Annotated in this window: 13 protein-coding genes; 3 read left to right on the forward strand and 10 right to left on the reverse strand. The window is 38.5% G+C overall.

The features are described from left to right. Positions 1–22: 22 nt before the first annotated feature. The 5 genes from ABES03_RS25670 to ABES03_RS25690 form a co-directional block, all read right to left on the reverse strand. Complete coding sequence (locus tag ABES03_RS25670) at positions 23–1,156, reverse strand: DEAD/DEAH box helicase (protein WP_430122044.1); 1,134 nt, start codon at positions 1,154–1,156, stop codon at positions 23–25. A gap of 104 nt (positions 1,157–1,260) precedes the next feature. Beyond that, complete coding sequence (locus ABES03_RS25675; protein WP_430122046.1) at positions 1,261–1,560, reverse strand: DUF5658 family protein; 300 nt, start codon at positions 1,558–1,560, stop codon at positions 1,261–1,263. Positions 1,561–1,711: 151 nt separating this feature from the next. Continuing rightward, positions 1,712–2,515, reverse strand: a complete 804-nt coding sequence (locus ABES03_RS25680) for an MBL fold metallo-hydrolase (protein ID WP_430122066.1) — start codon at positions 2,513–2,515, stop codon at positions 1,712–1,714. A 210-nt stretch (positions 2,516–2,725) separates the two neighbouring features. After that, the gene (locus ABES03_RS25685) at positions 2,726–2,935 is read right to left on the reverse strand and encodes a heavy-metal-associated domain-containing protein (RefSeq protein WP_430122048.1); all 210 of its coding nucleotides are present in this window, start codon (positions 2,933–2,935) and stop codon (positions 2,726–2,728) included. Positions 2,936–2,938: 3 nt separating this feature from the next. Then, complete coding sequence (locus ABES03_RS25690) at positions 2,939–3,397, reverse strand: flavodoxin (RefSeq protein WP_430122050.1); 459 nt, start codon at positions 3,395–3,397, stop codon at positions 2,939–2,941. A gap of 200 nt (positions 3,398–3,597) precedes the next feature. On the opposite strand from ABES03_RS25690, the gene ABES03_RS25695 reads away from it, so the two are divergent. Next, positions 3,598–4,299 carry a Crp/Fnr family transcriptional regulator gene (locus ABES03_RS25695; RefSeq protein WP_430122052.1) on the forward strand — a complete coding sequence of 234 codons (702 nt, stop codon included), beginning with the start codon at positions 3,598–3,600 and terminating at the stop codon, positions 4,297–4,299. Here the strand turns inward: ABES03_RS25695 and ABES03_RS25700 are convergent. After that, positions 4,296–4,544: an amino acid decarboxylase gene (locus ABES03_RS25700; protein WP_335530373.1), complete on the reverse strand. Its 249-nt coding sequence runs from the start codon at positions 4,542–4,544 to the stop codon at positions 4,296–4,298. The two genes, ABES03_RS25695 and ABES03_RS25700, sit on opposite strands and share 4 nt — an antisense overlap. A 190-nt stretch (positions 4,545–4,734) precedes the next feature. On the opposite strand from ABES03_RS25700, the gene ABES03_RS25705 reads away from it, so the two are divergent. Further along, positions 4,735–5,355, forward strand: coding sequence for a copper resistance protein CopC (locus tag ABES03_RS25705; protein WP_430122054.1), 621 nt, complete (start codon positions 4,735–4,737; stop codon positions 5,353–5,355). After that, positions 5,356–6,450, forward strand: coding sequence for a copper resistance D family protein (locus ABES03_RS25710; RefSeq protein ID WP_430122056.1), 1,095 nt, complete (start codon positions 5,356–5,358; stop codon positions 6,448–6,450). 38 nt (positions 6,451–6,488) lie between these two features. Here ABES03_RS25710 and kynB read toward each other — a convergent pair whose 3' ends face one another. The 4 genes from kynB to ABES03_RS25730 form a co-directional block, all read right to left on the reverse strand. Continuing rightward, complete coding sequence (gene kynB / locus ABES03_RS25715) at positions 6,489–7,109, reverse strand: arylformamidase (RefSeq protein WP_430122058.1); 621 nt, start codon at positions 7,107–7,109, stop codon at positions 6,489–6,491. A 126-nt stretch (positions 7,110–7,235) separates the two neighbouring features. Further along, a complete protein-coding gene (locus ABES03_RS25720) occupies positions 7,236–9,194 on the reverse strand; it encodes a WG repeat-containing protein (protein WP_430122060.1) in 1,959 nt (652 codons plus the stop codon). Positions 9,195–9,266: 72 nt separating this feature from the next. After that, positions 9,267–9,632 (reverse strand): SCP2 sterol-binding domain-containing protein, encoded by a 366-nt coding sequence (locus ABES03_RS25725; protein WP_430122062.1) that lies wholly within the window; start codon positions 9,630–9,632, stop codon positions 9,267–9,269. 145 nt (positions 9,633–9,777) lie between these two features. Next, positions 9,778–10,794, reverse strand: coding sequence for a 4Fe-4S binding protein (locus ABES03_RS25730; RefSeq protein WP_430122064.1), 1,017 nt, complete (start codon positions 10,792–10,794; stop codon positions 9,778–9,780). Between the last annotated feature and the right edge of the window lie 394 nt (positions 10,795–11,188).

Here is an 11,188-nt window from a genome sequence, read left to right on the forward strand (position 1 = left end):
GCAGTGGGGGACTGTCCCCCCTCTATCTTGCTTTTTGTTTTTCATCAACAATTTTGCCTTGATAAAATACTCTCTTCTGAAGCGGAACATTAAGCTCTCGACAATAGCGCTTTAATTCTCTTTCTTCTCGTTCTGTAACAAGAGAGATAATCGTTCCATTTGCACCCATTCTTCCTGTTCTACCTGCTCTGTGGACATATTGGGCAATGTCCTTTGGTGAATCAATCTGAACAACATGGGTTACTCCCTGAATATCAAGGCCTCTTGCTGCTACATCTGTCGCAATAAGCATCTTCATTTTTCCATCACGGAACGATTTTAAAGCCGCCTGACGCTCTAGCTTCTTCATGTCACTATGAAGAATGCCAAGGGAAAGCTCTTTAAAAAGTAATTTTTCTTTAAACACTTCAATCTCACCAATATCATTAATAAACGCAAGAGATTTGCTGTTTTCCAAGCGGACAATTTTTTCAAGAAGCTTGATTTTATCTCTTGGTTCACATAGAAAATAAATATGTTCTACTTCTCCAGAGGAAGCTATTTCATCCTTTTCAATGCGTAGAACATCTGGATCCTTTGTAAGATCCTTGGCTAATTTTTCTGTTGCTGCTTTCATTGTCGCCGAGAATAGAACCACTTGACGGTCATTCATCGTTGATCTAACAATGTTTTGAACTGTGTTTAAATGCTCTGGAATGAGGAGCTGATCGCCTTCGTCAAGGACAACCAATTTCACTTCGTGCATTTTCACCTTTTTCTGTTTAATTAATTCAAGTAGACGGCCAGGTGTAGCAAAAATGACTTGGGGACGCTTTTTTAATTTTTCAAGCTGGCGTTTCACGTTTGCCCCTCCAATAATGGATGTGCCCCTGATTCCGCTTCCCTCTGACCATTTTTGAAATTCCTGATATACCTGCATGACTAGCTCTTGTGAAGATGCTAATACAACAGCTTGTAGACCTTGAACATCCGTATCAATTTTATGTAACAGTGGAAGTAAATAAGCAAGTGTTTTACCTGTTCCTGTTGGTGACTCAGCTATTAGATCTTTGCCTTCCATAATCATTGGGATTGCCGATTCCTGGATTGAAGTCGGAGTTTGAAACCCTGATTTTTCCCACGCTTCCTGCAAATAAGGCTTTAACGTATTTAACATATTGTACTCCTTTATAAAAAAATCATTTTTCTTATTATTAGTATTTGTATATCGTATTGATACTATCGTAATTACCGTGGAGTGTCTAGATTCAACGATGTAGATTAAAATGAAGTATTAATATAGAGGATCATCCATGCAGCATGATACACTAGGACGGAAAGATATAAAACACAGGTGGATAGCAAGAGAGACTTCGTCCATCCCTTTAATGGCCGTAAATAGAACAAACCCAGCAATAGCAATGGAAGAGATATTTTAATCAAATAAAAATAATACCAGCTTTTACCAATAACCACATTCATCACTGGATTTCCTTCCGTAATAAATCCAGAAACAATCCCAAAATGAGTTAAAACAGCATCTAACAGCCCAGCGAACAGTAGGAATATACAAAATCTCATTGGCTCCCCCTTTTAATCATACTTAGATTAGTAACCAGTCTATCTACTTATTCTTATGCTGATACATCCTTAACTAAATGTTCTTATTAACGAACGACCAAACGGAATAATAGGGCTGCTACGTTACAGCAACCCACTCTCGTGAATGAAATCAATTCACATATCGACCACTTTCAGGCCTACCGATCTCACTAAAATATTCAACCAAGTAATGAAGATTTTCTTCTAATTCTTCCCCACTCATTGGCAAACCATGTCCAGTTACTGCAACCTGAGGCTTTAGCGCTTCTAGCTTTTTTACCGATTCATAAGCGGCATCCCAATCGGTCGTATAGTATTTGGGCGGCCCACTGATTTCTTTTGTCTGTGTCATTACCTTATATAGCGATTCCTGTTTGACCGTAACAAACGCATCCCCGGCAATTAACATCCCATCTTGTTCACGGAATAGTGAAACATGACCCGGTGTATGGCCAGGTGTATGTATCCATTGCCAATTAGGCATAAATGGCACAGAGCCATCCGAAGGAAGTGTGTTTACGAGTGAACTAATATTGATCCCATGATTAGGGAACATTGGTGATAACTTAGCTACCAAACCACTGTCCACACTTGGATCTCCCGGAGGATAATCCTTCTGTCCAGTTAAATACGGAAGTTCCTCTTCGTGCGCATAAACTGGGACATTCCAGTCTTCTAATAAAGCAGCAATAGAACCAACATGATCAAAATGGCCATGTGTTAAGATTATCGCTTTGGGGCTCGCATGCTCGCCAAATCTTTCCTGAACCATTGCCTTTATTTCTTCTGCCGACTTAGGCATACCAGCATCAACCAGTACAAATTCATTTGTCTCATTGGGGTTTCCAACCAGGATTAGATTGACAATCTGGTCCGTATAACTAAAGACATCTGGTAGAACAGATATACCAACGCCACTGCCAACGGATGACATCGGAAGAAACGTTTTCTCAAATTTACTATCTCTATCGATTTCCAAATGGATTCCTCCCTTTTTGACTATTATTAATCTGGAAGGAAAAATTATTACAGTATCTATTTTTTAAATGTCATACCACTTTAATTGTATATTATAACGCACATATTTGTTCTTAATAAAAATTAATCTTATAAAAAAAGAAACTGTTGTCAGTGAACAGTTCCTTTAATCAAATGAACGTAATGTTAATTTATGAATGGTCTGGTTGATTTCATCTATCTGGATATGATTTTCATTAAATTTTATTTGAATTTTTCCGGTTCCGGACAAAACCTTTACTTGTTCCACACCCGTGGTTTTTTCGATTCTCCTTTTTATTTTTCCCATACACCCTGTACATGCAACATCATTTAAAGCAAATTCAATCATACTCATTTTTTAAGCCCCTTTCTTTTGTGAAATATGTCCCAGAAACGACTGACCAAATGTAATACATTGTTGTTTTTCTGAGTCAGTTGGAGCTAAATCAATTTTCAATCCGTCCTGAACGATGTCTGCGCGGAGCTCCTTTAGCTTTGCAATTAACAAATCTACAGCCCCACCTCGATGATCATAAGAGGAGTCACAAGAGCCAAATGCTGTCGCTTTTTTTCCAGCTATATTTATTTGGTCCATTTCATCATAGAAATCGAGAAATTCGTCTGGTAACTCTCCGTTCCCCCATGTATATGCACCTAAAAGGATGCCATCGTAGTTGTGAAGCTCTGTCACATCTGCCTCTAAAATATCCTTTATTTCTACTGATCCTCCGGCCTTTCGAATACCCTCCGCAATCAAAGCCGCTAATTCTTCTGTATTCCCTGTCATACTGGCATAAACTATTAAACAAGCTTGCATGACCTATTCACCTCTTGTTTTTCTTTTATTATATTGATAATAATTCTCAATAACATTGACCTAAATCAAGAAACAACCGTTAATCAAGAAATAAGTAAAGTTCCTAATATGATTGATTGATACAAATCACTACATCTAGTCTAAAAAATAGATATGATGAACCTATAGAATGAAACGTTCATATAGGAGTTGAATGAAGGATGGGCTGTGAACATTGCTGCACTCATGATTCTTCGTGTCTTACAACTGTTCCTGTTTTTAAGGGATTGAAGGATGTGGATCTTATACTATTACAAAAAGTCACCAGGAGCCGTCATTTTGTAAAAGGAGAGGTTATCTTTCATGAAGGGGAGAGCTCTGAAACACTATTTGTCATAAATGAAGGGTTAATTAAACTAACCAAAATGTCTGCAGAAGGAAAGGAGCAAATTGTCAGGTTGTTGTTTCCAGGGGACTTCTTTGGTTTATCTTCCTTACTCCGAAAGGATAGACATAATGTAAATGCTGAAGCGGTAGGAAATACGGTTATATGCTCAATTGAGAAGAAGGATTTTTTAAAGACAATGGAGACGAACGCTGATTTAACCTATCGATTTTTATTAGCTTTAAGTGATCGTTTGTATCAAGCAGATGAGTCGGTTGGATTATTGAGCTTGATGGAAGTAGAACAACGACTCGCAAGGGTTCTTATTCTTTTTCATGAAAAAATGAAAGCAGATCTTAATGCCTTTACCCTGCCTATTTCAAAAAAGGACCTAGCCAGCTATATAGGAACAACTCCAGAATCAGTAAGCAGAAAGCTTTTAGCGTTCGTGTCAAAAAAATGGATCAATATGAATGGACGCAGACAAATACAGATTCTAGAGTTGGACCAACTAAAAATGATTGCTGGAATGGACTAAAGCTCAGATAATTTTACCGCCATGAGCCGGAAATGCATGGGTTCAAGTTCATTAACAATCACATTCATTCCTAACGATTGAATGCTCCCAATTAACGGCTCGCCTCGATGTGGCAAATGAATTTCAAAAATCGTACCAACAGGTGCTGATTTGATAAAATTTAATATTTCTCGTCGTGGGTGCTCCCCCTTTGCAATTCTTTCCCGAACATCCATGACTGCTTTTTTATCTACGATTTGAAACATACTTTTCCGCTCCCCTTTATTAAAAGTTAGTTTCAGTTTATCACCTTTATTTTTGAAAAAAATTGATTTATATCAAGCAAAATAGGTCTTAATTTCGACAGGTTTGTGAACTTTACAAGCAAATTGATATAAGAAGATGAAAATGGTGATAAAATGACAACAGTTAAATAACAATATAACGGAGTTGAAAATGATGTTTAATAAGATATCTTTAATAACTGCTCTGTTGTTTTTTCTATTAGGAACGAATGTGTTTGCCCATTCCCATTTAGAAGATTCATCTCCTAAAGATGGCGCAGTGCTGACTGAATCATTGAAAGAAATTACGCTTACGTTTGAAACAAACCTGGAACCTACAAGTACATTTACATTAGCGGATGCAAATCATGCATCTATTCCCCTACCAGTTGAAATTAAAGGCGACGAGTTAGTTGGTGTTTTGCCTGAGGATCTTGCAAACGGATCTTATTCTATTCACTGGAAGATTATTGGGACAGATGGACACCCACTTGAAGGAGACCTTTCTTTTACAGTACAATTGCCTGAGACAAATAGCTCAGCATCCCAAGTTAGTAGTGCGGATTCAGCAACTAAAAAAGAGGCGCAAACATCAACTGAAGAGGCTAAACTTACAGATACCGCATCCCCATCCAAGTCGACTGATGGGAAAGAACAGGCTGCTTCTGTACCTACAACAGCTAGTCCTTCTGAGCCATCTTTCAAAGATTATGTCATCCCGTTTTCTGTTGCCTTCATTATTATTGTTGGCTTAGGGAGCTATTGGTTAATTTTTAGAAGGAAGCATGCCTAAATGTTAATTTTGAATGTACTAAGCGAAGCTTTGCTTTATTTATGTTTTTCCTTGTTGCTCGGAAGTTTTATTATCAATCTTGTACCCGAAAACTACCGTCCTGAGATCAAGGTCTCAAAAGGGGTTATCCTGGGGGCAGTTCTAGGAATTGCCCTTTTTTCCTTTGTGCCTGTTTTAAGAATTATTCTTTATTTATCTGAGGGCGGGTTGGGACTAGGTAGCACACTACAATCGGTGTTAACTAACTTTGAATCAGGTAAATCCTGGATTAAAACTGGAATCCTTTCGATCGTTTTGTTTATATTTCTTCTCCCAATTAAGGTGGAGCGGAAACCTTACTTATCTATTACTGGATTAATCCTGACAATTGCATTGATTGGAACCATCGGCTTGTCCAGTCATGCCAGTTCACTATCTAAATGGCCTGGCTTTTTTACTCACACCGCTCACTTTTTAGCTGTTAGCACCTGGATTGGAGTTTTGATGATTGTCAGCTGGTTCTCAAAAAATCATGAAAATTGGCAAAAGTTTTTAACATGGTTTACTCCGCTGGCCGCGATTTGCTTTCTTATTACAATCATAACTGGGATTTCCTTAATGACCTTTGTGATGGATATAAAGGACTATGCTAATACATGGCCATTATCATACGGGCAAGCCCTCTTGATTAAACATTTAACAATCGTACCGTTACTCGTGTTTGCTTTTATCAACAGCGTACTTGTTCGAAAAAAGCTGGTCAGTGATTCAACCTTTAACCCACTTTCATGGGCCAAGCTTGAGAGTGTAATTGTGTTACTACTTTTTGCTGTTACCGGGGCACTAGGACAGCAATCACCACCGCATGACATATTAATTACACTAAAAACAGAGGGTGGCTCCTCACTATTTAGCTTTTTTCATTCGAGTGAGGTTGTTTTTCCGTTACACATTACACTTGGTATTGGATCCGTAAGCTTGTTACTAGCAGCCATCTTTTTTCTCATATTAATGATCATTATTTTTGTAAAAAGAGCTCATAAGAGTCTAACCATTTTGATGAGCGTCTTATTTATTTTCACGACCTATGTAGCACTCATGTTAAGTATTAAATAAAAAGAAGAAGCACAGCCATGCTTCTTCTTTTTCATTATCTAGTTTTTACGAAGGATTGCGCGAACTGGACTTCCGTCTCCATCTACTAAAGGCAATGGCAAAGCGATGAGTTCATAATCTCCAGGTTCGATCTCATCAAGGAGAAGTGATTCCAGGATGTGAATTCCGTGTTGATTTAAACTGTGATGGGCAAGCAGCTCTTTACTATCAATTGGATCGACTGAAGGAACATCCAAACCGATAAGCCTAATCCCTTTCTCCGCTAAAAATGAAGCCAAATCCGGCTCAATATGGGGAATCTTCTCCGGAAATACGTCGGGATTTTTCCAGGCTAGTGTTTTAAATATTACTCTCGTAACCCCATCGAGATTGATATCTTTTACATCGACTGCTCCGATACTATCTTTCCCTGCCATGTCAACTACTCTTGCAGGTCCTATGTATAAAGAAAGGTCTAACTCTATGATTCTTTTTCCCTGGTTATCAAAATGAAACGGTGCATCGACATGTGTACCTGTATGGGTGCTCAATTCCAATCTACCTACATTAACTGAGCCGCTTTCCTCCATCGGCCAAGACACTTCATATTGAAAAGGGGTATCCCCAGGCCACACCGGCATTCCATTTACCAACTTTCTAGAAACATCGTAAATCCTCATAAAATTCACTCCTTCTATTATCATCTGGTAGTTAATCACATTATTTCATATCCTCCCTACCTTTTTCTATTGTTATTTTTTAATTTTCCGAAAGCAAAAAGGCAGGAATTTCCTCCCACCCTCCCATTAATGAAATGACCTCCAAAAGCTTCCATTCTGATTAATGATGCTCTTCAATTCCTCAAAAGGAATTGTAAAAGTGGGGAATCCTGCAGCAAAAGCGGCTATTTCGTAAGGCTTAAAGTAAATATTCAATCCTGCCTCATTCATATAAAAGGGCTGGTCTTCCTTTATTCCATGATAATCATCAGGTGTGATGTAGGAATATTGATCATCGTTTTTGATTTTGTTCCCAATGAAGTCACTAATGACTTTTACGAACGGGCTCCCTTTCTTGAACAAATCTTTTAACTGATATATTAAACCTGATTTAAGATTGATATGTGCATATATTGAGATAGGCATGCCGTGAGCTGCACAAGATACATAATCATATCCGGTGATTTCAATTACTAATAAATCTTTTTGGTAATATGACAATTCAAAATCACCATCATAGCTGGATTCAAGCTGTGTATGGGAAGGTACTGGCTTCACACCTGCCAGGTCCGCTAAGGTTGCATTCACGGTTGCTTGGTTAGGAATACCTCGTATCTGTGGATAGTAAACTAAATAATCTTTATTTGGCCTGTATCTTTGTTCTAAAACGAAGTAGGGCTTGTTTAGGGGGATAATAGTATTTTGCTTCCATATTAAATCGCCGTTTTGGCTAAAATATTGTAAACGCTGATCGACTTCACTCTTAATCACTGTTTTCTCTATTTGCAATGTCCCACTACCGTTAGGCATTGGTAGCTGCTTCACTCGCCTACCACTTTTATCAATAAAGAAAGTATGTTGGTCATCAGATACAGAAGCCACCCCTTCTTCAAAAGTAGTTATCTCATTAAAAATAAAACCGGTTAGAATATGACCTTCAGAATCCCCCAGTGCATAAATTGACCGGATACACGGTTGTTCGGGCTGCTTTTCCTTTCCAACCGCAAACCGGTTTTCCCCTAGATTGATCAGATTATTGTAGTTTGGTTTAATAACAAAATGCCCTTTTTGATCGATTAACCCATAGCGTGTTTGGTTACTGTCAGACATAGCAACAATGGCACGCCCATCTATAAATGGTTCTGCATCAGTGAAACGAGGCTCGATGACGATCCTACCTTCTTCATCGATATATCCAAACTTTCCATCTTCCGTTTTCTTGAACGTTAATAAACCTTGGCCATAGTTACCGATAAATGCGTATGGGAAGGAGTTCAGCACCTTTCCAGTTAAATCAATTAACTGAAAGGTCCCTTCCTTCGTTTTTACTATTGCTTTTCCATCCTTAAATTCACTTGTAGAAACAAAGATTAGGGGAATGACTTCCTTACCTCTTTTGTTCAAGTACCCATATACATACTGGCCGTGTTCATCCTCTATCGATGCTGCAACTCGCCCTTCCTTATACTCGGGCATAATCACGGAATAGGCTCTTTCAGTAATTTCCTTGCCGCTCTCATCAATTACCTTATTCCCATGACGGTCATTAACAATGGCTCTGCCTTCTGAAAACGGCTGAATCGTATCGTATTTTGGTTTTACGATAAAATATCCCTTTGCATCAATGACACCTGATTGATCCCCAGATCTAACGATGGAAAGCCCATTCTCTTGAAAATCTCTAGCCTCATCATAAATGGCAGGAAGAACGAATTTCCCTTTAGCATCAATATAGCCCCATTTAGTTCCGCCTACTTGTTTGATCGGTGCAGGAAACAGATAAACTGCTCTTTCCTCTGTAGGAATAGAGAGCGCTCGGATCGCTCTATTCACTATTTTCTGTGAAAGTGGGTAATAAAACCAATAATATTCACCATAGTTTTTCAATACATACAAATACAGCTGATGATGGTAACGGTACATTCCAAACACTTCATTCATTCCATCGCCATCCAAATCAGCGTATCGAAGGACATCTTGTAATTCTGATCCATTAGGAAGGCAGGATTGAATCCATTTCACTAGTTGACGATTACTCTCAAACATAACAACACACCCAGTTTACTTTTTTATATGTATATGAAAAAAGTAAACTGGGTGTTTATCTATAAGAGACTATTATAAATGCTCTTTTAGGTCATATTGTCGGAGAAGGCTTTCGATTTTGATAGCCTTACTCAAATCGCCTTTGATTTTTAACTTTCCCGTCATAAATGCCATGGTACCATTTAATTTCCCTAATAAAAATTTTCGAAAGTCAGCACATGACATCAATAATGTACAATCAGCTCGTGGTTCGCTCTGTTCTTTTACAAGTGCTTTTCCTGATTCGATCTGCAGCTGATAAACTCCCACTTCCTCCCCTTCAATAGTAAATTGATAGCTTGCTGAGATGCCCTCAATCGGAGTCGGGTTTTCATTTAACACGGATTCAATCAGCTTCATTAACTCAGACAAAGAATACTCCTCTATTGCTTTTACCATAGCCTGTTAAAGCCCCTCCTTCATTTTACAATTATAGTTTCATGATACTGGTTTAAACTTCCATTCAGCAACATTTATTTCACAATTTTCAGACTCCTTAACAATAAAAATAAGCAACCCTACGCAGGTTGCTCATTACTCAAGTTTAATGCCCTACATAATTAGCTTCTGGAATCAGTTGTTTCCACTCTTCATAAGAAATAATGGTGTCCCAGTGCCCCGTTATTTTTGCAAAACCTACGACTAAAATAAACATCACTAGGAAAGCGACAGGAATAAACCATTTGTTGACCTTTTTATTTACAACCGTCATATTCAACGTATCCTTAACAGGACAAGCTTCCACACAGGACATACACGCCGTGCAGTTAAGTGAATTGACTGCTTCCACCTTGTGGACCTTTAACCTCTGAGGGCATACCTTTGTACACATTTCACAATTCGTGCAGGTCTCTTCATTTCTACGAATCTTTGTAATTCGAAATATGGAAGCAAGACCAATTAGTGCACCATATGGGCATAGGAAGCGACACCAGAAGTTTTTAAAAAATAACGACAGAATAAAAATCACTGCGATAACCGTTAAACCCGTGCCGCCAATATTTAAAAAGAATTGCAACATCTTTACATCAGAAACTTTATTATAATCTAACTCTAGGAAAGCTTTTGCACTATAGGTGGACATTTGTATGACCATACTCAAGAAGAACAAGAGCAATAAATATTTGATAGGTGATAAGAGCCAAGCCAGCCACGTTGGAACCTCAAAGTTCCTTTTAAATATCTTTTTTCCTAGTCTTGCCGTCCACTCACTAACCGTACCCACAGGACAGAACCAACTGCAAAAGGATTTGCGAAAGATGATTCCTGCCCCTACAAAAAAGGTAAATAGGACAAGGCCTGCCGGGTGAATCTGATCAAATTCCCCACTATTAATCCAAACCTTTAGTGCAACTAGTGCACTGATTGGCAAAAAGCCTTCAACTGCAGAAGGTCTTTCTACAAAGGTGGTTTCTCCGAGCGTTTCAAAGTGCATATAAAAGCGGTAAAACTGCAAACCTACATATAGTAAAAACAATAAAAAAACAGACTGAACCACATATCTTGTGATGGTAATGGGCTTTCGCTTCAGCTGTTTTTTATACCATGCTTTTGATTTCATCACATTTCCTCCATTCTTCCATTACTTTTACTATAAAGAACGGTAAAAACAGGGTATGTGATATAAATCATCTAGCCGATTCATTTCATAAAGATGTCACATTAGCAACTTAATTCTGTCAAAAATCATTTTCATTATGTAAACGATTACCTTTATTTTTTTGGCTCTGTTAAACTTGCCTGTTGATTTCCGCTCCAGGCACTTCGCTTTCCGTGGGTGTTTCGGCGAGCCTCCTCGGCGCATGCGCCTGCGGGGTCTCCCCTGAACCATACTCCCACAGGAGTCTTCGTGCCTTCCGCTCCAATCATCAGGGTATAAAAATTAACACTGTTCTTTAAGATAGCCAATTAATTTGGATCCTTATAGTTTAACGCCCTCTCACTATCACCATAGC

Origin of the sequence: Neobacillus rhizosphaerae, assembly GCF_050477885.1 — a bacterium.
Classification (GTDB): Bacteria; Bacillota; Bacilli; order Bacillales; family Cytobacillaceae; genus Neobacillus; species Neobacillus rhizosphaerae_A.